A 24,582-nucleotide genomic window follows, 5' to 3' on the forward strand; every position below is an offset into this window, starting at 1 on the left:
CGACAGGATATATCAATGACACCTGCTTTGCTGACCCGCGCTGTCTGCGCATTGTTTCTCTTTTCCGCTCCTCTCGCTGCCGAAGGCATCATGGTGGATGACGCCTACATCCGCAGCTCGACCGCGAAATCCACCTCCGGTGCGGCGTTTATGGTGGTGATGAACCACTCTGGCGCGGATGACCGTTTGATCGGGGCGTCCTCTGACGTGGCCGACAAGGTCGAATTGCATTCCCACACCTCTGACGACAATGGCGTCATGCGGATGGGCGAGATCGAAGGCGGCGTGGCCATTGCGGCGGATGAAATGCATGCCTTCAAACGCGGCGGCGATCACCTGATGTTCATGGGCCTGAAAGGCCCGCTGGAGCAGGGCGCGATGGTGCCCGTCACACTTGAGTTCGAAAAGGCCGGTGCGGTCGAGATCGAGGTGATGGTCGATCAGGACCGCAAGCCGAACCATGGCAAGATGAGGCATGACCACGGTGATATGGATCACACCGGTCACGAGATGCCAAAAGACTGAGCCCTTTCGCCCCCATGAATGGTAGCGGCCCGATCTGTGTTAAAACGCGGGCCGCTGCTGGGGTGGGGTGCTCAAGAGTTCCTCCACCCAATCGGTGACCACACGTGTCGCCGGACCGGTGCGGTGTTCGGCGAACTGGTTACCCACGGCCGAACGTTCGAGGTTCAGCTCTACCGTATGGGCCCCATTGCGCCGCGCCTCTGCCACGAAACCGGCGGCGGGGTAGACGTTGCCAGAGGTGCCGATGGCTGCAAAGATATCGGCCTCGGCCAGATGGTCAAAAATCTCGTCCATGTCATAAGGCATTTCGCCGAACCACACGATGTCGGGCCGCGCGGCTGGGGCATTGCAGGCGGGGCAGGGATCACCGACGGCCATGACCATAGGTGCGGGCCAACGGTGGTCGCAGGCAGCGCAGAGCGCTGAATTCAGCGCGCCGTGCATATGGATCACCCGCGCGCCGCCCTGTTCGTGTAGATCATCGACATTCTGCGTCACAATCACCACCTGTCCGGCATAATTCGCCTGCAGTCTGGCCAGCGCTTGATGCGCGGCGTTCGGCGATACCTCTGCCGCCTGTTTGCGGCGACCGTTATAGAAATCGACGACCAGTTGCGGGTCGCGGGCAAAGCCTTCGGGAGTGGCGACGTCCTCGACCCGGTGCTGCGCCCAAAGCCCGTCTTCGGCACGGAAGGTATCAATGCCGCTTTCCGCAGAAATGCCCGCGCCGGTCAGAATGACGATCTTGCTCATGTCAGCCCCTTTGTTTTACGCGCCAAGTGAACCAGCCGCGCAGCTTTTGCGCAAGCGGTCAGCCCTCTAACGCCTCGAAGCTGGAAGAAAGCCACGGCAACTGCGCCACCGTTGGCGCGATCATGTGGGACCGAAGCAGTTGCCGCATCGTGTCGGCAATGTTCTGCGGCACCGGCCCCGTCCAGTCTGACCCCGCAAACAGCGAGATCTGTCGCGTTAATCCGGGCGTGGGGAGCGGGTGCACCGCAAGCTGCTGGTGAAACCGCTCTGCGCGGCAATAGCCGAAGGGCGTCGTGATGGCCCAGCCGATGCCCCGTGCCACCATCGCCATCAGGGCGAGATGGCTGCCGATCTCGAATTGCGAGGGCAGGGTGATATTGCTGCGCGTCAGATGGTTGTTGATCTGGTCGGCGATCAACTGGTCCGCCGCGTATTTAACAAAGGGCAGGGCGGATCGCCCCGTCATCAGCGCGGCGCTGTCGCCGTCGAAGCTGGCCGGGGTGACGATAACAAAGGGATCGCGGGCCAGCGGAATCTCGATCAGCCCGCTTTTGGCATCCCCGCTGGTGGCGGCAATGGCGACATGAAGCGATTTGTCCTGCACCGACTGGATCAGCCCCTTGCTGCCGTCGGTCACCATGCGAAAGCGACAGCCTGCCATACTGTCGGCCAGAAGGGTCGCCAGACGCGGGGTGACATCGTTGTCAAAGTCGTCGATCACGCCAAGGCTCAGGTCGCTGAGGTTGGCAAGATCCATGACCGTCAGCTCGGATTGCGCGAGCCGGATATGGGTCAGCGCCGCGCCGCTGTGACGCAGAAAGCTTTCGCCCGCCGCGGTCAGGCGCATGGGGCGCGTGCTGTGGTCGATCAGGGCGGCTCCCATGGCGGCTTCGAGGTTGCTGATCTGCTGGCTCACGGCGGGTTGGCTTAACCCTGTCAGCGCGGCGGCCTGTGCGACCGAACCACGGCTGGCCAAAGCCTCGAATACCTCTATACCGCGCAGGGTGATGCCCTTTTTGATCATGGTGCTCGCCCCCTTCGTTCTTTCCAATTTTGTGAAGCATGCCCGATAAATTGGCAAGCTTGTCGCGGATCATGCACCCATAGTTTCACAAAAGTGAAATGAGCCCTGGGGTGTGTGGCGGTACTTGAAGCTTGGCCGCGCGCGGCGCACCATAAGGGAAATCACGCACCGGAGGCCTCATGAAAATCGCAACCGCCGCATACCCGCTGGATGTCCTGACCAGCTGGGCGCAATATGAAGACAAGCTTGCAGGCTGGGTCGCAACGGCGGCCGCCAGCGGGGCGGAGCTGTTGGTTTTTCCCGAATACGGCGCGATGGAGCTTGCGACGCTCGCTGGCCTTGACGTGGCGGGCAATCTTGAGGCGTCGCTCTTTGCAGTCTCTGACCGGTTGGCGGATGCGGATGCGGCGCATCTAAAACTGGCGGCGGAATATGGCGTGCATATCGTTGCGGCATCGGGGCCCGCGGTGACGCCTGCCGCTGCCCGTCCGGTGAACCGCGCACGTCTGATCACCCCTTCAGGTCAAGTCGGGGTGCAGGACAAGCAGATCATGACCCGATTCGAACGCGAGGTCTGGGGCGTGGTCGGCGGGGAGCCTCTGCGTATCTTCGAGACCACATTGGGCAAGATCAGCATCCTCATCTGCTACGATAGCGAGTTTCCCCTGCTGGGCCGTGCCCTTGCCGATTGTGACATCATCGCCGTGCCGAGCGTGACCGAGGCGCTGGCAGGCTACTGGCGTGTCCGCATCGGATCCATGGCGCGGGCACTGGAAAATCAATGCGTTACGGCCATGTCATCCTGCATCGGCCCTGCGGATTGGTCAGAGGCGCTTGGCACATCCTACGGGGCGGGCGGCATCTTCTGCCCGCCGGATGTGGGCTTTCCATCCACCGGAGTCCTTGCCGCCGCCGAGATCAACGTGCCCGGCTGGACCTTCGCCGAGGTCGACATCGCCCAGATCAGCCGCGTGCGTGCAGACGGGGTGGTTTTGAACCGAAACCACTGGGAGGATCAGTTCGGGCGTGACGCAACGGCCATAAACGTGCCTTTGATGTGAATACCCCTTGAAAAAAGGGAAAATTGCGCCCATTTAAGCCTGCGTCCTGAAATTGCAGGGCAAAGTGTTCAAGGAGAGACCATGGCCAAGGAAGACACGCTCGAATTCCCCGGTATCGTGAAAGAACTTCTGCCGAACGCGACGTTCCGGGTCGAGCTTGAAAACGGCCATGAGATCATCGCACATACGGCAGGAAAGATGCGCAAGAATCGCATCCGTGTTCTGGCTGGCGATAAGGTACAGGTGGAAATGACCCCCTATGATCTGAGCAAAGGCCGGATCAATTACCGCTTTAAATAATACGCTTTTCCGAGAATCACCTAGTGGTTTTCGGGCAGCGATCTAGGATCGCATATGAGTTTTATCCTCGGATCAGGAAGTCCGCGCCGCAAGGAATTGCTGGCGCAAATCGGCGTTGTGCCTGACGATATTCGCGCGCCCGATATCGATGAAACCCCCCATACCGCCGAACTGCCGCGCCCCTATTGTGCGCGTATGGCCCGTGAAAAAGCCGCCGCGGTGCAGGCGGGGTCCGATGATATCGTGCTGTGTGCCGATACCACCGTCGCAGTGGGGCGGCGAATCCTGGGCAAGCCTGCGGATGAAGCAGAGACGATCCGTTTCCTGCGCCTCATGTCGGGGCGTCGCCACAAGGTCATCACGGCTGTCGCGGTCAAGCGCGGCGACAAGCTGTGGCAGCGCGATGTGGTCAGCACCGTCCGCATGAAACGACTGTCGGACGCCGAGATCTCGGCCTATCTGGCAACCGGTGACTGGCAGGGCAAAGCTGGCGGCTATGGTATTCAGGGGCCGGCTGGAGCCCTTATCCCGTGGATCAGCGGATCATTCACCGGCATTGTCGGCCTGCCACTGGCCGAAACCGCAAACCTGCTGCGTGCTGCAGGATATGTTTTCGCAGGAGAGACCTCATGAAGGGCCGTACGATCGTTCTGGACCATTTTGGCGACATCGAAGCCGCCGCGCTGATCGTGGACGGCAAGCTGGATGATCTTCTGATCGACAGCGACGGCCCGCGCCCCGGCACGATCTACCGCGCCATCGCGGATCGTCCGGTCAAGGGGCAGGGGGGGATGTTTTTGAAAACGCCCGACGGCTCTGCTTTTCTGCGCCAGATCAAGGGGCTCGCACCGGGGCAACCCATTCTTGTGCAGGTGTCCGGCTATGCTGAACCCGGCAAGGCCGTTCCCGTCACCCAGAAGCTGCTGTTCAAAAGCCGCTATGCCATCGTGACGCCGGGCGCACCCGGCACCAATATCTCGCGCAGTATCCGCGACGAGGAAGAACGGGACCGGCTGCTCGAAATTGCGCATGAAGCGTCCGACGGGGCCGCACATGGCCTGATTCTCCGGTCCTCTTGCGCTGGCGCGGATGCCGATGACATCGCCGATGATATCGACGCGATGCTGGCGCTGGCGGATAAGGTATTGGACGACCCATCCACCGACATGGAGGTTCTGTCCGAAGGCGATGGTCCGCATATTCTGGCTTGGCGCGACTGGGTCGAGCCCGCCGACGTCGTGACCGACCCCGGTGGTTTTGAAACCCATGGCGTGTTGGACACTGTCGACAGCCTCTCGCAGCCGCGCGTCGCGCTTGACGGCGGTGCCTTTATGTTTGTGGAACCTACCCGTGCGTTGGTGGCCGTTGATGTGAACACCGGTGCGGACGTGTCCCTTGCTGCCGGGATCAAAGCGAATATGGCCTGTGCCCGCGCCTTGCCCCGTGCCCTGCGTCTGCGCGGGTTGGGCGGGCAGATCACGCTTGACCTTGCGCCCATGCCCAAAAAAGATCGCCGCCCGTTCGAGACCGCGTTGCGCCAGGCCTTCCGCGCCGATGACGTGGAAACGACGCTGGTCGGCTGGACCCCTTTGGGCCACTACGAACTGCAACGCAAACGCGCCCGTATGCCTTTGGCTGAGGTTCTGAAGTGACCTGCCCGATCTGCGACCGTGAAACCTCTCCCAAGTATCGCCCCTTCTGTTCCGGGCGCTGCGCTGACGTGGATCTGGCCAAGTGGCTGAACGGCAGCTACGCGACCCCCAGCCGCGACCCCGAGGATATCGAGGCCGCAATCGAAGCCACCGAGGCCGCTTTGAACGCCCCCGACAAGCCGCATTAGAATTTTCCGAAAAAACCTTTGCCAAACATGGCAAAACCCTCTGGACACCCCCGCCGCAAACTCCTAGAACCCGCACACCCGACCACTACGGTGGTCTCCGGTGCCCGGGTAGCTCAGGGGTAGAGCAGTGGATTGAAAATCCTCGTGTCGGTGGTTCGATTCCGCCCCTGGGCACCAACTTTTATCATAACCTGCTGATATCCCTCGGTTTCTTTGAGAAACTGCGCGGGCGTAGGACATGGTGTATGACAATTTGGTGCCTTTCTCGTTCACAAAGAACGGCATATTCTATTTCGAGAGACGTGTCCCAACGGACCTCTTGAGGCATTACGACACACGGAAAATTTCATATTCTTTGAGAACGAGGTCTGCGCAGGTCGCTACAACTCGGGCTAGGCGGGCGGCTGATCAACTCGACGAATACTGGTACTACCTCCGTTGCAAGGATGCGGAGCTGCCCGGTAAGCACCGCTTGCGGATGACCTCGAGTTCCGCCCTTGCAGCGCCAGAGGTGGCGATAAGCGACGCTGTGCTTCTATCTGAGGCCGTGTCTATCTATCTTAAACAAAAGGGTCATGGGCGTCCTGTGACCTTTCACAGGGCTGCGGAGCGTTCCTGTGGGTACGTGATCGACGTCGCGGGAGATAAAGACCTTCGAGGCTATACGAAGAAGGACGCCAATGCCTTCCGGGATGCGCTGATCGAGCGCGGGCTGTCGGGGAGCAGTATCACCCGCATCTTCGGCACCGTCCGGTCCGTCACTAACTTCGCAGCAAGTGAGGCAGGAGTATCGTTCAATAACCCTTTCAGCGGGGTATACTTCGACCGTCAGGCTGGGGTGCAAGAGCGTGAGCCGCTAGTGGGAGAAGTAATCAACACTGTGCAGGCGGAATGCGTTTCACTGGATGACGACCTACGTTGGCTTGTGGCGTTGGTTTCCGACACAGGTATGCGCTTAGCTGAAGCGACAGGGCTAGCTTTGACTGATCTGGTGGTGGAAGGTGACTGTAAGAAAGTCATCATCCGAGAGCACCCCTGGCGACGCCTCAAAACGGCTGGTAGCTCCCGGGAAATCCCCCTTGTCGGTAAAGCGCTATGGGCCGCTCAGCGTATCCAGTTTCACGCAGCGGGCCAAGTTCACGCCTTCCCAAGGTACAACAGAGGCCAGCTAACGAATGCTAACTCAGCCAGCGCCGCATTAAATAAGTGGTTGAAGCCGATGGTGCCGACTGGGTGTACCATGCATAGTTTCCGCCACTCACTAAGAGACCGCCTCCGCGCCGTTGAGTGTCCTTCAGACATCGTAGATCAGCTCGGGGGGTGGCAAACTGATGGCGTTGGGCATGCCTACGGAAGGGGTTACCCCCTTGAGGTTCTTGCGAAATGGATGCGGAAATTGGTGTGAGGGGCAGTGTGGGTCGTTATGACTTAGCCGCCCCTCGTGTGCCTGTTTGTTGGCGCTTATGCAATTGGACCGGATGTGGTCCCTGCTAGCTGAGTGCCAGGCACGTCGTATATTAATTTGTCCAAGATAACCTCAACGCACAGGCTGGGCTGCAACACCCCTGTAGCTGTATCGTAAAGCTCGGTCTGGATCAGTTGGTCCAATGGTTGGGCGTATCGCCTGTCTTCGCTCTCGCCGTGCTCAGCAATCGTCTTGGCTCTGAGTTCCTCCAAGGCATTCTTGGCGGCTTCGAACAGAGTGTCGAGGTTTTGCACCTCGTAATCCAGCGTGATGCTGACGTTCTTAACGGTATCGGTCAACAGGTTGCTCCTTCATAAGGCGAGCAAGGTTGGTACGGACACACCATGTCCTACGCCCGCGCAGTTTCTCAAAGAAACCGAGGGATATCAGCAGGTTATGATAAAAGTTGGTGCCCAGGGGCAGCTTGGGTTTCCCCGTTGTGTTCCCGTTACAGGCATCCTGTCTGCCGACAGCCTCAGTAAAACTTGGGGTATCAGTAGATAACTCTGAGGGTCAACAGGCACGATATGCCCTACGTTTTGTCCTACGGCGGCAGCTAAGCACCATAGTCGTCCTGCAGCCCACTTCGTAATCCTGGAGCAGCAACGCTCACATTGGTTGCGGACGGAGGCCGTCAGCGCGTCCCACAGGCGATCGTAGAGGTATCTCGAAACCATCCCCCGGGTATTACTTTCGGTTCCACCTGCAGACGCCCCCCAGAGGGGGGGGGGAGGTGAAGGTATGATGTACAGAAGGACGCACAGATTTTTGGGGTGCAATTCAGAGGCGCGGGTGTGTATGTGGAGCGCCTTGTTACTGATGGACTGTTAAAACCTGCCAAGATAGTATGACCATGTCTGACCATTAAGCTCAGGCTGACAAATTGGTTTTCCTTGGGTCAGATGAAAAAAACACACGATATTTCTGACGCAAGTAAAATCATCGAGAGAACTTTAGCCTGGGTAAATAGTTTTTGGTTCGTGCGCGGTCTTCTTGGGTGCGTGTTGTTCGTCAGCCTGTTAGAAACGTTTGTCGACATCGGTAGATGGGAAATTATCCGAGCTCTCTACGCCATCACTGTTAGCTGGAACAGATTGGCAGAATTGATTGGCGGCTTGATTGGAGAGATACCGTATCTGATTGCATTACCAGGGGAGATAGTAACTCTGACTTCACTTGCGACACTATCTTTGCCCGGTTTGTTGGGAGAGGAAAAAATACTTAACGACAGAGAGTACGAAACAGGAGACCGCATTGAAACTTTCATATTCTACTGCGCGATCTTCATCTCGTACCTTATAGTATCCGCTTTTCTGGTGTTGTTGTTCGGAGGTAACAGCTACGCTTTTTTGATTGTCTGTATCGTTTGTTTTTTTATGTTTATCCGTGGTTTACAAGTCAAAAAACCGTTTCGACATGGAGCACAGACAGCGTTTGGTTTCGTCGCCGGCATCCAAGTACTGTATCTACTCGGCCACCCAGCAACTGCCGAATGGATCAAAGATCAAACCTGTTTCACCCTCGAACAATCGTACAGCGACTGTGGTAATAGATAGCACGCATCAACGAAATGGCGATATGTCCGCGCAGCAGTAGTCGTTCCTGCTTAACTCAATGTCTACTTTGGGCTGGGAGCTGCCATTAGACGCGTTTCACACGAACGCCCGCTAAGGGCCGGAAACGGAAATTAGCGTATTCGAGCGGACCACCAGCGTGAAGCGCAAAGATGGCTTCGGTGGGGGCGGGCTCACCCCCTCTGTCGAATGTATCAAAAAAGGTAGGGAAACAGAAACTTGTCGCCTTGTAACCAGTTCGGCTCATAACACTGAATGCCCCCGCCTATTGTGGCGAGGGCCTCGATACCTACGCGGCAAGCCGGTTTCGTCCTGGATGCAGAGCTTCAATTAGTTCAGATGAGCTTTCAGTATCGAGCCAGAGCTTGAACAAGTGGCGCATCCGCTCGCTTGGTATGTACAGCATGACAGGTTCATCGTTCCTTATCGCCGTTCTCCAAAGTACCTGGATCATCTCTGAGATCGCATAGATATCATCGTCCATATCGATCCCGCGACCAGCAAAGTAATTCCTTAGGATCGGTAGAGAGAACCTGTTCGCCAAGTACGCCATGGATTTCTTGTGGGCGAATGCATTGGTCGCCTTCGTGTTCAGAGGTATCCAGCACCCTTTTCCTGAATACCCTTCCCCTTTCAACTTTGGCCGAAAGTCCTTGAAGGTCGCCCAACTGTTAGAACCCGCAGGCGTCTTTGCGTGGTTCTTGAAGAAGGTAACAGTGTTTCCCCGGAGCTTTTTCAGAGTTGCGGCGTCAGCTCGTTTAAGCCACGACGATGACAGCGGTTGCTCCCTGCCTTTAGGGATACCTATGTCGTTTCCTTTACCTTCGTAGATCGTGACGAGCTCTCTGATTTTGGCTTTTATCTGTTGTTCATTGCAATCATCCCAAGCAACAAGTTGATAACCACGTTCTCGGTCGCCTGAGACTGCTTTGAGGGTCAAAGAGACGCCCTCGGCTTCGAGATAAGATCGCATATCTGAGCCCTCAAAGAGATATGTCAGAACATAGACCTCGTCGAAGCACTCCAGAAATTCTGTTGGAAACTGCCAGACCAAGACCCGCTTGCTCTTTGAGCCTTCGGCGTAGACAGCCAAGTTACCGTTGTCGCACAGATGCTTGACGTGAGAGAACTTGCCTACGTAGTTACCATGCGTCCCATGGTTCCAGCGAAGACGCCTTGTTTCCGCGTCAACGAATACTTTGCCTGTGTCGAAGAGATCATCTTGATCATACTTGGTCAAACCGTCGAATAAATCGCAGCATGTCAGCACTTCGTCGATGACCAGCGTATAGTTCGCGGCCAGTAAGGCTTCTCGTGTCTCTTGTGTGAGCAGCTTGAACAGCTCATGTGTGGTCGCGATGTTCTCTCTGCCTTCTATAAGTGCCTGCAGACCATAGTATTTGCGACCATGGATTGGTTTGGGGTCTTTGAAACTCAGATCAGGACAAGCCTCTTTCACCCTCTCAACTTCGTCTAGGAGAGGCGTGACATAGATAAATCGGCGATCAGATGAATTAAACAGGCCAGCTACGTAGGCTCGGTTCATGTATTCGATCATGTATGAGGTTTTACCGGCACCCATGATGGTGTCGATGACAGTGACGTTAGTCATATCAATATTTCCTATTGGGGCAGAGGTGCCTGCTAGGGCTTGTTCTACGATTGTTGGGAAGGGAATGTCGTATTTTAGCTGTTCAAAAAGACGACAGCTGGGGTGGAGTTGTCGAAAAATACATTATAATACAATGACTTATATACCCGCCGGGGGAGCCGCCCTTAAAGGGCTAAGGTAGTATGGTAAGGGTGGCATATGAGATCGTTTTCCGAGATATCGATTAGTTGAGATTTGAAGAACAACCACCCATCGGCAACCAATGCGCATTTCTCGATCTGGTTTTGAAGCCGGGGATAGAACGGTTCATCAAACATGGTCCTCTGGTAGGCTATAACTTGACCCACCACATAATAGGCGTTCTCTGTTATATCAGGAGAGGGGTAAAACTAATTTAGGGTGTGTCGAAGCACCGGATGGTTTTAGCATATTCTAAAAACTTAAAGCCGTTTTGCTTTTATTCACTGGGCGAGGGGTAATTACTTGTGTCGAGGACGTCGGCTCGCAGGAGACACCGTTTGTCGCGACAAAAAGCTCGTTAGTTTGTTCGTAATCTCCTGTCAGAGAGTTTGGAAAATCACCTTTTTATATCACAGGGGAGCAGTAATCCCGCAGAGAAGCCCCGGCCTGCCACCCCCCCGCGCCTCTGAATTGCACCCCAAAAATCTGTGCGTCCTTCTGTACATCATACCTTCACCTCTCCCCCCCCCCCTCTGGGGGGCGTCTGCAGGTGGAACCGAAAGTAATACCCGGGGGATGGTTTCGAGATACCTCTACGATCGCCTGTGGGACGCGCTGACGGCCTCCGTCCGCAACCAATGTGAGCGTTGCTGCTCCAGGATTACGAAGTGGGCTGCAGGACGACTATGGTGCTTAGCTGCCGCCGTAGGACAAAACGTAGGGCATATCGTGCCTGTTGACCCTCAGAGTTATCTACTGATACCCCAAGTTTTACTGAGGCTGTCGGCAGACAGGATGCCTGTAACGGGAACACAACGGGGAAACCCAAGCTGCCCTGGGCACCATTTAAACTCTCCGTTGAAAACTTTCCCGCCGTAGACGCCCGCACTGGCTCCTTCCGCTTCCGATGACCCTCCGGCTTGCAGTTTCCGCTTCTTGGCGCGAGGTTGCGATCGTGGGCGTTCGTTTTGGGAGAGGCGGCGTGGACAGCATATTTGGGGGAGGACAGACCGATGGCGGTTGATGCGGGGCGGTTGACGGATTTTGCGACGGCTATTTTGGCGCAGGCAGGGAAGGATGCAGGGCGGGCGGCGAAGGTTGCGGCGCGGTTGGTGGGGGCTAATCTGGCGGGGCATGACAGCCACGGGGTGGGGATGATACCCGCCTATGTGGACGGTATTCTTGCAGGGCAGTTGGACGCTGCGGCCGATATCGAGCTGGTGCAGGACAAGGGGCCGTTCCTCTTGGTCGATGGCCACCGTGGCTTTGGCCATATCGTGGCAGAGCAGGCGATGACGCTGGCGATTGATCGTGCGCAGACCCACCATTTCGCGATGCTGTCCTTGCGCAACAGCTTTCACCTTGGGCGGTTGGGCGACTGGGGCATCATGGCGGCGGAGGCGGGGTTTATCTGCATCCTTTACGCGAATGTTCAGTCCGCGCGCCCCCTGGTGGCACCCTTCGGCGGCAGTGATGCGCGGTTTGTCACCAACCCTTACTGCACGGCGATACCGGCGACCGAAAAGCATCCGATGTTTGTGCTGGATATGGCGACCAGTACCATCGCCATGGGCAAGGCGCGTGTCGCTCAGCTTAGCGGCAAGCCTGCGCCCGAAGGGGCGTTGATTGATGCGCAGGGCAATGCCACGCGTGATCCGTCGGTGGTATTTGACGGTGCAGGCGGGGCGTTGACGGCCTTCGGGCAGCATAAAGGGTTCGGGCTCGCCTTGCTGGGGGATATCTTAGGTGGATCGTTCAGCGGGGGCGGGGCCTATGCGCCCGAGCGCGAGGTGCCCGACCGGATCGTGAATAACATGATGGCGATCTTGATCGATCCGAATGTCTTTGGTCTTGCGCAAAGCTTTGGCGTGGATGTGGACAGCTATATAGATTGGGTCAAGGCATCCCCCGCAGCGCCCGGAACGGCGGGGGTGCAATTCCCCGGCGACCCCGAAAGACGCAGTACGGCAGAGCGATCGGCCAAGGGTATTCCGCTGGATGCAGGCACATTGGCGCAACTGTCGGAGGCGGCGCGCAAGGCGGGTGTTCCCGCGTCAGAACATCTTTGCTCTACCTCTGATTGACGTCACCCTGCGCAATCGCGCCTCTCGCGGTCTTTTGTTGACTCACGGAAAGGCGCGCTCTTATCCTTTTCCACAGGGCGGAACCACGTTTCACAAGAAAACGGGCCGCTAACCTTGCCGCAAACGCGAATGTTTTGCGCCGCAGGAATTTCTGGGAGGAAAGATATGAACGTATTGAAGACGACGGTCGTGGCATTTGGGTTCACGGCTTCCATGGGAGTCGCGCAGGATCTGGACCTGCCGCGCCAATTGAGCTGGACGGCCTATGACACCGGGTCGGCGGGCTATAATCAGGCCGTGGCAATCGGTGCTGCGTTGCAAGATGCCGCGGGGGTGAACCTGCGCGTGCTGCCGGGCAAGAACGACGTGTCGCGCACAGAGCCGCTGCGCCAGGGACGGGTTGAATTCTCGGCCACGGGTGTGGGCGGTAGTTTTATGGCGCAGGAAGGTGTGTTTGATTTCGGGGCCGAAAACTGGGGCCCGCAGCCGATCCGCGTGCTGCTGGCGAACAACGGCGGCGCGATCAACCTTGCGGTCGGTGTCGCGGGCGATCTGGGGATCGAGACCTATGCCGACCTCAAGGGGAAGCGCGTGTCCTATATCGTGGGTGCCCCTGCGTTGAACGTGAACACCGAAGCCTATCTGGCCTATGGCGGCTTGACCTGGGACGATGTGGAGCGGGTTGATTTCGGCGGGTTCGGGGCCAGCTGGACCGGCCTGATCGAAGGGCAGGTCGATGCGGCTTTTGCGTCGACCAACTCGGGCAAGGCATATGAGGCCGAAGCGGGGCCGCGCGGGCTGTTCTGGCCGCCGATTGATCCCGACGACACCGAGGGTTTCGCCCGCATGCAGGAAATTGCCCCCTTCTTCACGCTGAACAAAGCCAAGGTCGGGGCCACCATCGACGGGACCGACGGCTATCAGGGCGCGGGCTATGCCTATCCGGTGCTGACCTCGATTGCGGCCACGGACGAAGCGCTGGTCTATAATATGACCAAGGCGATGGTAGAGCTGTTCCCGAAATATGACGGCAATTCCCCCGGCATCGGTGGCTGGGCGCTGGACAAGCAGAACATGGAATGGGTGGTGCCCTACCACGAAGGGGCGATCCGCTATTTCGAAGAAGTGGGCGCTTGGTCCGACACCGCGCAGGCGCATAACGACAACCTCGTGAAACGCCAAGAAGCGCTGGCCGCGGCATGGGAAGCGACGAAAGCGTCTAACCCTTCAGACTGGGAAGCCGCCTGGTCCGAGGCGCGCCGCAAGGCCTTGGCAGACGGCGGGTTCTCTGTCGTTTTCTGAACCTTTCGAAAGTTCGGGGCGGGCTGGTCATGGTGCCGGCCCGTTCCTGCTGTGCCTCTTACCGGCCCGTACCCCTAATATGAAAGCGTTTTTATGACCGATCCCGATACATCGCGCGCCCCGCAGCCGAAGTTCGAGGAGGTGGCGATTGACGGTGCCACCCCGGCGGAGCGGATCTCGGGGGTGGCACGTTGGGTCGTGGTGATCACCACGCTGCTGTCGCTGGTGCTGGTGGTGAACCAGCTTTTCAACCTTCAGCTTTTCGGGATTGTGCTGATCGACGGGCGCTATCTGTATATCCTCGGGGGGATGTTCCTGGCGTTGACGTTCCTTATCTTTCAGGCCCGCGGCGGCAAGGGGGGGGAGCCGACACTGCTGGACTGGGTGCTGTTTGCCGCTTCGGTCGGGACCACGGGCTATCTGGCGCAGACCGCGCAGCAGAACCTGTCGCAGGGGTGGGAATATGCAGCCCCTGAAACGGCGCAATATGTCTCGGTCATATTCTTCTTTCTGATCCTAGAGGCAACGCGGCGGGCAGGGGGGCTGGTGCTGTTTCTAATCGTCACGCTTTTTGCGTTCTATCCAACCTTCGCGGGCCACGTGCCGGACCCGTTTTCGGGCTTTCAAAGCACGTTTCTGCAAACGGTGCCCTACCATATCTATTCCGCCGAAAGCTCTTTCGGCATTCCGATGAAGGCGTTCGGCGGTGTTGTCATCGGCTTCATCCTGTTCGGCGCGGTGCTGCAACGGACAGGCGGCGGGCAGTTTTTCAATGATCTGGCGCTTGGGCTCGTGGGCGGCTACCGCGGGGGCGCGGCGAAAGTGTCTATCTTTGCCAGCGGCTTTATGGGGTCGATGTCTGGCTCTGTCATTTCGAATGTCTTGACCACGGGGGCGGTGTCGATCCCCGCGATGCGCAAGACCGGATTCTCGGCCAAGACCGCCGCCGCGACCGAGGCCTGCGCCTCGACTGGCGGGGTATTGATGCCGCCGATCATGGGGGCGACGGCCTTTGTCATGGCGTCCTTCCTGTCACGCCCCTATGTCGAAATCGCACTGGCCGCGGCCATCCCTAGCGTATTGTTCTACTGGGGGCTGTTTGCCCAGATCGACGCCTATTCCGCGAAACGCGGGCTGCGTGGTTTGCCCAAGCCTGACCTTCCGCGTCTGCGTCAGGTGATGATCGAAGGCTGGCCCTATATCTTCGTTTTCGCGCTGCTGCTCTATATGATGATCGGGCTGCGGCAGGAATCCTCTGCGCCCTTCTATGCAACGGCACTGCTGTTGGTTGTGAACCAGTTCCGCGCCAGCCATCGTCTGAACCTGAGCCGCCTTGGCAATATGATCGTCGGTGTCGGCATGGGGCTGTCAGAACTGACCGCGATCCTGCTGGGCGTCGGGCTGATCGTCGGGTCGTTCTCTGCTACAGGGCTGGCGGGCACATTGGTGAACGAGCTGGTGTTTCTGGCCGGCGACAGCACGTTGATCCTGTTGCTGATGGGGGCGATCACCGCCTTTATCTTCGGCATGGGGATGACGGTGACCGCCTGCTATATCTTCCTTGCGGTGGTGCTGGCCCCCGCGCTTGAGGCCGGCGGGCTGAACCAACTGGCAGTGCATCTGTTCATTCTCTACTGGGGCATGGTCAGCTATATCACACCTCCGGTAGCGCTTGGCGCTTTTGCGGCCTCTACCATGGCAGGGTCCAACCCGATTGCTACGGGGTTCGAGGCGATGCGCCTTGGCGGTGTGATCTATATCGCGCCCTTCTTCTTTGTGCTGAATCCTGCGTTGATTGGTCAGGCCCCCGCGTGGGAGGTCGTCGTCGCGCTGAGCTGTGCGATGATCGGGGTGACCCTGATCTCGGCGGCGCTGCAGGGTTACATCAGCCTTGTCGGCCCGATTGAAGGCCGTGGGGCGCTACCGATGCGGGTGGCGCTGTTCTTTGGCGGCGTGCTGATCGCCATGCCGCAGAACGATCTGGCCGGTTTGGGCTACAGCCTGTCCTTTCTCATCGGGGTCGCCCTTTGTGCGCTGCCGATGTTGCGGGCGTGGCAGGCGACCTCCGCCGCGCGCGTCACCCCCTAAGGCGAAGGTGCTGGCGCGCGCTTGTCGCGCGCCTTTCCCCGCAGCCGTGTGCCTGCCGGTTACATTTTAAGCGATTCCGATCTTTGGTGCCAAAAAATGAGGCGCGGCTAGGGGCGTGTCCTGTGACATGCCATTTTTTCTAGCGACTCCGCCACTGCCCTAGGCATCTTGGCCTTGTGCCGACACAGGCAACACCGTCGCACGGCAAGCGATCCTGGCAGATGTAACAAGCCATGCGACGATCACAACAATATGCTGCGCCTCCTGTCTAACGTGCTTGGGGGCCCCGGAAAAGTGCGTTCTGACGCGCGGGGTAGCAGCGCCAACAGGGGATAGAAGATGACAACATTCACCAAACTCGCCGCCTGCGCGACCGCTGCATTGATGGGCTCCACCTCGCTGGTGATGGCGCAGGACTGTGCCGATCCGGTCAAGGTCGGCGTGCTGCACTCGCTGTCGGGGACCATGGCGATTTCCGAGACGACGTTGAAAGACACCATGCTGATGTTGATCGACGCGCAGAACGAAAAGGGTGGCGTATTGGGCTGCGAGATCGAGGCGGTCGTGGTTGACCCTGCCTCCGACTGGCCCTTGTTCGCAGAGAAGGCGCGCGAGTTGCTGACCGTGAACGAGGTCGACGTGATCTTTGGCAACTGGACCTCTGTGTCGCGCAAATCCGTGCTGCCCGTGATTGAAGAGCTGAACGGCCTGCTGTTTTACCCCGTGCAATACGAGGGCGAGGAATCATCCAAGAACGTGTTCTACACGGGTGCCGCGCCCAACCAGCAGGCGATCCCTGCGGTTGATTACTTCCTCGAAGAGCTGGGGGTCGAGAAATTCGCCCTGCTCGGGACCGACTATGTCTATCCGCGTACCACCAATAACATTCTGAAATCCTATCTGATGTCCAAGGGCATTGCCGAAGAAGACATCTTTGTGAACTACACCCCGTTTGGCCATTCCGATTGGGCCACGATCGTGGGCGATGTCGTGGCACTGGGCCAGGACGGCAAGCAGGTGGGCGTTGTGTCGACCATCAACGGTGACGCGAACATCGGTTTCTACAAAGAGCTCGCCGCGGCGGATGTGTCGGCGGATGATATCCCCGTCGTTGCCTTCTCGGTGGGCGAGGAAGAGCTGTCGGGGCTCGATACATCGAACCTTGTCGGACATCTGGCGGCGTGGAACTACTTTATGTCCGCAGACACCCCTGCAAACGCTGAATTCATCGAACAGTGGAAAACATCCATCGGCGACGACAAACGCGTGACCAATGACCCGATGGAGGCGCATTACATCGGCTTCAACATGTGGGTGAATGCGGTTGAACAGGCGGGCACCACCGATGTCGATGCCGTGCGCAGCGCGATGTACGGGCAGACCTTCCCGAACCTGACCGGCGGCACCGCCGAGATGCTGGTGAACCACCACCTGTCCAAACCCGTGCTGATCGGCGAGATCACGGCAGACGGTCAGTTCGACATCATCAGCCAGACCGATCCGGTGCCCGGCGATGCCTGGACAGACTTCCTGCCCGAAAGCGTTGTGCTGACCTCCGATTGGAAAGATCTGGAATGCGGCATGTACAACACCGAAACGGAAACCTGCGTTCAGCTGACCTCTAACTACTGATCCTGAACGCCGGGGCGGGCAGGCTGACTGGCCGCCCCATCACCTTATTTCCCAGACTTACCACAAGGGTTCCCTATGTTCCGCCACCTGTTAATGCTCCTCTGTTGGGTGGGCATCGTGGGAACGGCACAGGCGCAAGATTTGCAGCCCGTGCTTCAAGCTCATGCCGATGAAATTGCCAAACCCTCGCGCAGCTCTGTCTCTGTCGCGCTGGATGATCTGGTTGCCTCCGGTGCGCCGCAGGTCAGCGCGTTTCTTGAACGCTGGCAGGACAAAGGGGTCTGGCAACGCGACGCGGATGGTGTGTTCTTTTTCGGCACCGAGACAGGCGACACGCTGATCTTGCGCGATATCGACAGCGATGCGGAAAGCACGGCACCGGCAAGCGGGTTTTCGCAGCTGAAACCCAATGGTGGTGTGCGCCGCCTGATCGGCACCGCGCTTGTGCAGTTCCAACTGACCGACCCTGATCTTGCACGCCGTCAAAGTGCCGTCGATTCAATCGCCCGCCGCCCGGAGGCGGACCAACTGGCCCCCCTGCGCGCCTCGATCGAGGCAGAGACAGACGCGGCGCTGAAGGCCCGCAAGATCCAGCTGACCAACTTCCTCTCTGCCAGTTTTGGCGACACAGCCGCCGATCGTATCGCCGCGATCACGTCAATGGCCAGCGATACCTCGATCGAGGCGCGGGCGGTGATGAACCAGATTCTATCGACCAAAACAGCGACGCCGTCTGAAACACCCAGCGGCAACGTCGCGCGGGTGCTGTCACCGGGGGAGGATATTTCACCCGATGCGGCCTATGCGCAGCTTGTGGCGGCTGATCTGGCCCCCGCGCCTGTGCCCCCTGCCGCGATCCGCGACGCTTTGGCGGCGAACGTTGTCAACGGGCGTGTGGGTGGCATCCCAACAGCGCGGCTGAATACCGATGCGGCGCGTGCGACGGCCTATGCCGCACTCGCCGCTGCGGGCACCGTGCCGCCGCTGGTGACTGCGCGGGACCAGCAAGATGCCATCGCGGGCATGACGTTCTACGAGGTGTATGATGAGCCCGACAGCGCCGTCACAGACGCCGCGCGGGCCGCGCTCGACAGCATCGAGACCCGCGTCGCCGCTGCGCAAACCGTTGACCTGACGCTGGACGCGTTGTCGCTCGCGTCGATCTATTTCCTTGCCGCTATCGGCCTTGCCATCACCTTTGGCGTCATGGGGGTCATCAACATGGCCCATGGCGAGTTTATCATGATGGGGGCCTATACCGGCTATGTCGTGCAGCTGTTCGTGCCCGATTACACGCTGTCGATCATCATCGCCCTGCCGCTGGCCTTTGCGGTCACATTCGCCGCCGGTGTGGTGATGGAGCGGTTGGTGATCCGGCACCTCTACCACCGTCCGCTGGAGACGCTGCTGGCGACTTTCGGCATCTCTATCGCGTTGCAGCAACTGGCCAAGAACATCTTTGGCACGCAGGCACGCCCGCTGACCTCTCCGGCTTGGCTGGACGGGGCGTGGGTGATCTCGGATGTGATCCAGATCAGCTATATCCGCATCGCGATCTTCGTGTTGGCGCTGCTGTTCCTGGGGCTGATCCTGTTTGTGCTGAAACGCACCCGACTGGGGCTAGAGGTGCGCGCGGTGACGCAGAACCCCGGTATGGCGGCCAGTATGGGCATCAACCCCGACCGTATCAACATGATGACCTTTGGCCTTGGCTCGGGCATCGCGGGGATCGCGGGGGTAGCCATCGGGCTTTATGCCAAGGTCACGTCCGAGATGGGGGCCGATTACATCGTGCAATCCTTCATGACCGTGGTCGTGGGCGGCGTGGGCAACGTCTGGGGCACGCTAGCCGGGGCCTCGCTCATCGGGTTCCTGCAAAAGGGGATCGAATGGTTCAACCCGTCCAATACCCTCGCGGCACAGACCTATATGGTGCTGTTCATCATCCTGTTCATTCAATTCCGTCCCAAGGGCATCGTTGCCCAAAAGGGTCGGGCAGCGGCGGATTGATCCATGCGTAAAACATTCATTTCTGAAAACCCTTCCGTCCTGTGGTTCATTGCGCTGTTGGGGCTGTTTACCCTCGCGGTCGCCATCGGGTCAGAGGCGACAGGCACCGGCCTTATCTCTACCTCTATGGTCAAGACATTGGGCAAAACGCTGTGCCTGTGTCTGATCGCCATCGCGATGGATGTGGTCTGGGGCTACTGCGGTATCCTGAGCCTCGGTCATTTCGCTTTCTTCGGCATCGGCGGTTATGCCATCGGCATGTGGCTGATGTATGCACGGACGGAAGGCATCGTATTGTCCAGCCTTGAAGGTCAGGTGATCCCGCCCACACCGCAAGAGGTGCAGGACGCCATCGGCAACCAGATCTTCGGCGTCGTTGGCAGCTCTGACTTTCCGTGGCTCTGGGCCTTTTCCGACAGTCTGTTCCTGCAATTGCTGATGGTGGTGATTGTGCCGGGGCTGCTGGCGCTGGTCTTTGGCTGGCTGGCGTTCCGCAGCCGTGTCACGGGCGTTTACCTGTCGATCCTGACGCAGGCGATGACGCTGGCGCTGTCGCTGTGGCTGTTCCAGAACGACAGTGGCCTGCGCGGCAACAACGGGCTTTCCGGTTTGCAGAATATTCCGGGGTACGAAGACACCTCGCAGGCGACCATCAGCCTGGTGTTCTTTATGGGGTCGGCGCTGGCGCTGGCGCTTGGGTATATCCTGTTTGCATGGGTGGTATCGGGCAAGATGGGCAGCGTGGTGCAAGGCATCCGCGATAACGAGGCCCGCGTCCGCTTCCTTGGCTACCGTGTGGAACGCTACAAGCTGTTCATCTTTACCCTGACCGCCGTGATCGCCGGTATCGCCGGGGCGCTTTATTACCCGCAGGCGGGTATCATCAACCCGGCAGAGATCGCGCCGATTGCATCGATCTATCTGGCGGTCTGGGTCGCGATTGGCGGGCGCGGGCGGCTTTACGGCGCGGTGATCGGGGCGGCATTCGTATCCTTGCTGTCGAGCTGGTTCACAGGGGGCGGTGCCCCTGCCATTAACCTCGGGTTCTATACGATCCTATGGACCGACTGGTGGCTGGTACTGCTTGGCGTATCCTTTGTTTGCGTCACCTTGTTCTTCCCCAAGGGGATCGGCGGCCTGTTTGATTATCTGGTGAGGAAACCGTCATGAACGATACCCTGTTAGAAGTCTCCGGCGTGTCGAAATCCTTTGACGGGTTCAAGGCGATCAACAACCTGTCGATCCAGATCGCAGAGCCCGAGCTGCGCGCTGTGATCGGGCCGAACGGGGCGGGAAAGACCACCTTTATGGACATCATCACCGGCAAGACGCGCCCCGACAGCGGCCATGTCGTCTGGGGGGAGCGGAACATATCGCTGCTTGGTATGTCAGAGGCGGATATCGCGAACGAAGGGGTGGGGCGCAAGTTTCAGAAACCCACCGTGTTCGAGGCGCAGACCGTGCGGCAAAACCTTGCGATGGCGCTGAAGAACCCGAGGGGGCCGCTGGCCGTCCTGCTGCACCGCAAGACCCCGTCCAACGCTGCGCGGATCGAAGGCATCGCGGCAGAGATCGGCCTGACCGACAGCCTGACCCGCATCGCCGGCGAGTTGAGCCACGGCCAGAAGCAATGGCTTGAGATCGGTATGCTACTGGCGCAGGAGCCGCGTCTGCTGCTGGTCGACGAACCCGCCGCCGGCATGACGGTTGAGGAACGCGAAAAGACCACCGATATTCTGAAACGTGCCGCCAAGACCCGCGCCGTGGTAGTGGTCGAACATGACATGGAATTCGTGCGCAGGCTCGACTGCAAGGTCACGGTGCTGCACGAAGGATCGGTGCTGGCCGAAGGCAGTCTTGACCACGTGACATCCAACCCGAAAGTGATCGAAGTTTATCTGGGGCGCGGCCATGCTTGAAGTCGAAAATCTGGACCTGCACTATGGTCAAAGCCGCATTCTTTACGAGGTGTCCTTTCAGGCCCCCAAGGGGCAAATCACGACCTTGATCGGCAACAACGGGGTCGGCAAGACCTCCACCCTCAAGGCGATTGCCGGGCGGCATCCGGCGTCGGCGGGCACGATCACGGTTGACGGGACTCTCGTGCGTTTGACCACGGCCTTTCAGGCGGCGAATGCGGGCATTGCCTATGTGCCGCAGGGGCGCGAGGTGTTCCCGATGATGACGGTGGAGGAGAACTTGGAGACGGGGTTTGCCTGCCTGCCCAAGGCCGACCACCATATTCCCGATCACATTTACGATCTGTTCCCTGTCTTGCGGGATATGAAGGCGCGGCGCGGGGGGGATCTGTCGGGCGGGCAGCAGCAGCAACTTGCTATTGCACGGGCGCTGATCACGCGACCGCGGGTCTTGTTGCTGGACGAACCGACTGAAGGCATCCAGCCCAATGTGATCCAGCAGATCGGGGATGCGCTGCGGTTGCTGCGCACCCAAGGCGAGATGGCAATTGTATTGGTCGAACAGAATGCCGATTTCGCCTATGCGCTGGGCGACAGCTTTATCGTGGTCGAAGGCGGGCGCAACGGGCCGCGTAAGCTGAAGGCCGATTACACCAAGGACATGCTGATCGCCGATCTGGCGCTTTAGGCCACCATCGCCACGTCGGGGTCTTCGGTCGAGGGGCAGGTGAACCAGAACACGGTTTCCTCCCCCGGCACACTGTCGAACCCGATTTCCCCGCCCATGGCCTCTACCAGATGGCGTGAGATATTGAGCCCAAGCCCGGTGCCACCGCGCTGTCGCGTGTTCGATGCCTCGGCCTGCGAGAACGGCTGGAAGATGCGTTCGCGGAACTCCTCCGAAATGCCGTTGCCCAGATTGGTGACAGAGATTTTGGTCATGTCGCCCACCGGCGCTGTGGTCACGGTCACGGCGGTTTCGGGGTAGGCGAACTTGCAGGCATTGGACAAGAGGTTGGTCAGCACCTGCATGATCCGGTTCTTGTCGGTCAGCACGTGGTGATCGGGATCGGGCGTGTCTACGTCGATCTCGACCTTCCACTCGCTGGCATAAGGCTCTACCTGCTCGGCGGCGAGGGTGACGATATCGCCCAGCTTCTCCGGTTTCGGCACAACGGTCATGCTGCCTGCGTTGATCTTTTCCATGTCCAGAATGTCATTTACCAGCGCGACAAGCCGGTCGCAGTTGGCCGTGGCGATCTGCACCAGACGCACCGCGCCGGCATCCGGATCGTCCTGTGTCTGGGCCTCAAGCAGCCCCAACGCCCCCTTGATAGAGGTCAGCGGCGTGCGCAGTTCGTGGCTGACGGTGGCGACAAAGTCGTGCTTCATCTGTTCAAGCTTGTTGCTTTCGGTGATGTCGATCTGAATACCCAGCATCCGCAGGGCGCGCCCGTTCTTCGCCCGCTCTACCACGACCGCATCCGATTTGATCCAGCGCCAGTTGTCCTGACCGACGCGGATGCGAAAGCGGGCCTCGGCGCGGTCGGTCATCCCGTTCAGACAGGCGAGCTCTATCTTCTTGACCACCGCCGCATCGTCGGGATGCACATGCTGCATCTTATCGTAATAGGGGTTCTGACAGGCGGGATCAGCGGGGTGGTGCATGATGTCGCGCCATGTGTCCGACACCACAGATGTGCCATTTTCCAGATCAATGTCAAAGACCCCGATATGCGCACTGCTGAGCGCGAGGCTCCACCTTTGTTCGGTTTCCGCGATCTTGAGCGTGCGGCGTTCGCTGTCGGTGATATCGCGCAGCATCAAGGTGATACGCGTCTCTGCGTCGGCGGTAAGCCAGGTGTTCTTCTCGACCTCAAGCGTGCGGGGTTCTGTCGTACCTTTGTGGGGCGGCACCACGATTTTCACACCGCCGTCGGCACGGTGGATGTCGACCTCGGGCAGCAGGTCTTGCACGAAGTCGCCCGTCGCATCCTTGCGGTGACCGGCCGCGATCAGATGCTGTCGTGCGGCATCGTTCAAATGCAGAATCTCACCCGATTGCCGGACCGAGATAATCGGCAGCATCGCATTTTCGAGGATCGAGCGTTTCTCTTGGTGCTGCGTCTCAAGCTCGCGGGTTTTGTCGGCCACCGTCTGGTTGATTGTCAGATTACGTTTCAGGATCACCGACTGGATAATCAGGATCAGCGCCGTGATGGTAAGCGACAGCGCCAGCACGATCCATTTGGCGTTGTTCGGTTGCGCGGCCTCGAACGCCGGGGTGCTGGCCCAGTGCAGGGTCATGCGTTGGCCATAGCCCGTATGGTCACGCGAAAACTCAAAGGCCGGGGCGGGGGCATCGCTGGCGACGGTTGGATCGTGCTGGAACGGGGAGCCATTCTCATCATAGAAGGACACATCCAGCGTGATGAGGTCATTTTGCGCGGCGAAGAGATCGCTAAAGATTTCGTCCACATCGACCATCGCAAAGGCGACGCCCAGAAACGCCGCATCAGGATCGCGGGTGCCGTCAGAAGCGGCGCCGGGGCGGAAAATCGGTTTGATCAGCAGGGCATGGCAGTTTTCACCGTGGAGCGCAGGGGGTGTCGAAAGCGTCTTGCCACTTGCATAGGTGGCGAGGGCCGTGGCCAGAAGATCTGAGTTGCTTGAAAACTCTGTCCCGACCATGCCGGCGAAGTTTTCCGTCGGTGTGGCGCGCTGGATCACGAAATCCTTCAGCGTGCCGTCGGTTTCGTCATACACAGGGACGGCAAAGCCGATGGCGTCCAGCACGTAAGAACCGTCTGCAATATGGACCGACGTGGCGTAGGTCTCCATATCCTGCGCCGTCACCTCGTCAGAGGCAGCGACAAAGCCCGCGACACCGTCGAGCGTCCTGCCGTATTCGTCGGCGCGTTGCCCCATTGACGACAACCCTTGGCTGACCAACGCGTGAAACCTGTCCTGCGCTTGGACCTGCACAGTATTGCCCGCCACAAAGAAGAACAAAAAGGAAAGCCCGATGCAGACGCAAAGGGTAAACAGTTGAAAGTAGGCTAGCTTGCGCGGAATTGTCATCGTTGCCCTGTCACTCAGTCCTGCACAGAGGGTCGTACGCTCTGCATCACTTGAATTTCTCTGCCATCGTTAATGGTTTCTGAAACTGGCGGAATTATGGCGCTGTTGCTCATTTCACACAAAGCGCTTGCG

The 24,582-nt window shown here is 58.9% G+C and carries 21 protein-coding genes and 1 tRNA gene; 17 read left to right on the forward strand and 5 right to left on the reverse strand.

What is annotated here, in order from left to right; translation table 11 throughout:
• Positions 1–15: 15 nt before the first annotated feature.
• Positions 16–525: a copper chaperone PCu(A)C gene (locus tag AADW22_RS04910; RefSeq protein WP_407474363.1), complete on the forward strand. Its 510-nt coding sequence runs from the start codon at positions 16–18 to the stop codon at positions 523–525.
• A 39-nt stretch (positions 526–564) separates the two neighbouring features.
• Here AADW22_RS04910 and AADW22_RS04915 read toward each other — a convergent pair whose 3' ends face one another.
• Complete coding sequence (locus AADW22_RS04915) at positions 565–1,278, reverse strand: NAD-dependent deacylase (protein WP_407474364.1); 714 nt, start codon at positions 1,276–1,278, stop codon at positions 565–567.
• Between the two features lie 58 nt (positions 1,279–1,336).
• Positions 1,337–2,302, reverse strand: coding sequence for a LysR family transcriptional regulator (locus AADW22_RS04920; RefSeq protein WP_407474365.1), 966 nt, complete (start codon positions 2,300–2,302; stop codon positions 1,337–1,339).
• A gap of 179 nt (positions 2,303–2,481) precedes the next feature.
• Here AADW22_RS04920 and AADW22_RS04925 point away from each other — a divergent pair, with 179 nt between their 5' ends.
• From AADW22_RS04925 to AADW22_RS04955, 7 genes are all read left to right on the forward strand, one after another.
• On the forward strand, positions 2,482–3,363 hold the full coding sequence (locus AADW22_RS04925; RefSeq protein ID WP_037943382.1) for a carbon-nitrogen hydrolase family protein: 882 nt from the start codon (positions 2,482–2,484) through the stop codon (positions 3,361–3,363).
• Between the two features lie 81 nt (positions 3,364–3,444).
• Positions 3,445–3,663 (forward strand): translation initiation factor IF-1, encoded by a 219-nt coding sequence (gene infA / locus AADW22_RS04930; protein WP_005851736.1) that lies wholly within the window; start codon positions 3,445–3,447, stop codon positions 3,661–3,663.
• A gap of 54 nt (positions 3,664–3,717) precedes the next feature.
• Complete coding sequence (locus tag AADW22_RS04935) at positions 3,718–4,296, forward strand: Maf family protein (RefSeq protein ID WP_348000648.1); 579 nt, start codon at positions 3,718–3,720, stop codon at positions 4,294–4,296.
• Positions 4,293–5,315 carry a ribonuclease E/G gene (locus tag AADW22_RS04940; protein WP_005851740.1) on the forward strand — a complete coding sequence of 341 codons (1,023 nt, stop codon included), beginning with the start codon at positions 4,293–4,295 and terminating at the stop codon, positions 5,313–5,315. Before AADW22_RS04935 ends, AADW22_RS04940 begins: the two co-directional genes overlap by 4 nt.
• A complete protein-coding gene (locus AADW22_RS04945) occupies positions 5,312–5,503 on the forward strand; it encodes a DNA gyrase inhibitor YacG (protein ID WP_037943388.1) in 192 nt (63 codons plus the stop codon). The genes AADW22_RS04940 and AADW22_RS04945 overlap by 4 nt, the downstream gene beginning before the upstream one ends.
• A 102-nt stretch (positions 5,504–5,605) precedes the next feature.
• Positions 5,606–5,680: transfer RNA gene (locus tag AADW22_RS04950), tRNA-Phe, on the forward strand.
• 61 nt (positions 5,681–5,741) lie between these two features.
• Positions 5,742–6,908: a DUF6538 domain-containing protein gene (locus AADW22_RS04955; RefSeq protein WP_348000650.1), complete on the forward strand. Its 1,167-nt coding sequence runs from the start codon at positions 5,742–5,744 to the stop codon at positions 6,906–6,908.
• A gap of 56 nt (positions 6,909–6,964) precedes the next feature.
• Here the strand turns inward: AADW22_RS04955 and AADW22_RS04960 are convergent, their stop codons facing one another.
• Positions 6,965–7,267 carry a hypothetical protein gene (locus tag AADW22_RS04960; protein WP_407474366.1) on the reverse strand — a complete coding sequence of 101 codons (303 nt, stop codon included), beginning with the start codon at positions 7,265–7,267 and terminating at the stop codon, positions 6,965–6,967.
• Positions 7,268–7,870: 603 nt separating this feature from the next.
• Here AADW22_RS04960 and AADW22_RS04965 point away from each other — a divergent pair.
• Positions 7,871–8,524, forward strand: coding sequence for a hypothetical protein (locus AADW22_RS04965; RefSeq protein WP_348199467.1), 654 nt, complete (start codon positions 7,871–7,873; stop codon positions 8,522–8,524).
• A gap of 307 nt (positions 8,525–8,831) precedes the next feature.
• Here AADW22_RS04965 and AADW22_RS04970 read toward each other — a convergent pair whose 3' ends face one another.
• Complete coding sequence (locus AADW22_RS04970; RefSeq protein WP_407474367.1) at positions 8,832–10,154, reverse strand: hypothetical protein; 1,323 nt, start codon at positions 10,152–10,154, stop codon at positions 8,832–8,834.
• A gap of 1,193 nt (positions 10,155–11,347) precedes the next feature.
• On the opposite strand from AADW22_RS04970, the gene AADW22_RS04975 reads away from it, so the two are divergent.
• From AADW22_RS04975 to urtE, 8 genes are all read left to right on the forward strand, one after another.
• On the forward strand, positions 11,348–12,418 hold the full coding sequence (locus AADW22_RS04975; protein WP_407474368.1) for a malate/lactate/ureidoglycolate dehydrogenase: 1,071 nt from the start codon (positions 11,348–11,350) through the stop codon (positions 12,416–12,418).
• Between the two features lie 165 nt (positions 12,419–12,583).
• The gene (locus AADW22_RS04980; RefSeq protein WP_005851845.1) at positions 12,584–13,720 is read left to right on the forward strand and encodes a TAXI family TRAP transporter solute-binding subunit; all 1,137 of its coding nucleotides are present in this window, start codon (positions 12,584–12,586) and stop codon (positions 13,718–13,720) included.
• Between the two features lie 93 nt (positions 13,721–13,813).
• Positions 13,814–15,808 carry a TRAP transporter permease gene (locus AADW22_RS04985; RefSeq protein ID WP_407474369.1) on the forward strand — a complete coding sequence of 665 codons (1,995 nt, stop codon included), beginning with the start codon at positions 13,814–13,816 and terminating at the stop codon, positions 15,806–15,808.
• Between the two features lie 339 nt (positions 15,809–16,147).
• Positions 16,148–17,440, forward strand: coding sequence for an urea ABC transporter substrate-binding protein (urtA, locus tag AADW22_RS04990; protein WP_407474370.1), 1,293 nt, complete (start codon positions 16,148–16,150; stop codon positions 17,438–17,440).
• Between the two features lie 75 nt (positions 17,441–17,515).
• Positions 17,516–19,450: an urea ABC transporter permease subunit UrtB gene (gene urtB, locus AADW22_RS04995; protein ID WP_407474371.1), complete on the forward strand. Its 1,935-nt coding sequence runs from the start codon at positions 17,516–17,518 to the stop codon at positions 19,448–19,450.
• A gap of 3 nt (positions 19,451–19,453) precedes the next feature.
• Complete coding sequence (urtC, locus tag AADW22_RS05000; protein WP_037963576.1) at positions 19,454–20,620, forward strand: urea ABC transporter permease subunit UrtC; 1,167 nt, start codon at positions 19,454–19,456, stop codon at positions 20,618–20,620.
• Complete coding sequence (gene urtD, locus AADW22_RS05005) at positions 20,617–21,369, forward strand: urea ABC transporter ATP-binding protein UrtD (RefSeq protein ID WP_037943507.1); 753 nt, start codon at positions 20,617–20,619, stop codon at positions 21,367–21,369. The genes urtC and urtD overlap by 4 nt, the downstream gene beginning before the upstream one ends.
• Entirely contained in the window at positions 21,362–22,057 is a 696-nt protein-coding gene (gene urtE, locus AADW22_RS05010; protein WP_260004951.1) for an urea ABC transporter ATP-binding subunit UrtE, read from the forward strand. Before urtD ends, urtE begins: the two co-directional genes overlap by 8 nt.
• Here urtE and AADW22_RS05015 read toward each other — a convergent pair.
• On the reverse strand, positions 22,054–24,450 hold the full coding sequence (locus AADW22_RS05015) for an ATP-binding protein (protein WP_243251344.1): 2,397 nt from the start codon (positions 24,448–24,450) through the stop codon (positions 22,054–22,056). The two genes, urtE and AADW22_RS05015, sit on opposite strands and share 4 nt — an antisense overlap.
• Positions 24,451–24,582: the final 132 nt, after the last annotated feature.

This window comes from Sulfitobacter sp. PM12 (genome assembly GCF_045586035.1).
GTDB lineage: Bacteria > Pseudomonadota > Alphaproteobacteria > Rhodobacterales > Rhodobacteraceae > Sulfitobacter > Sulfitobacter pontiacus.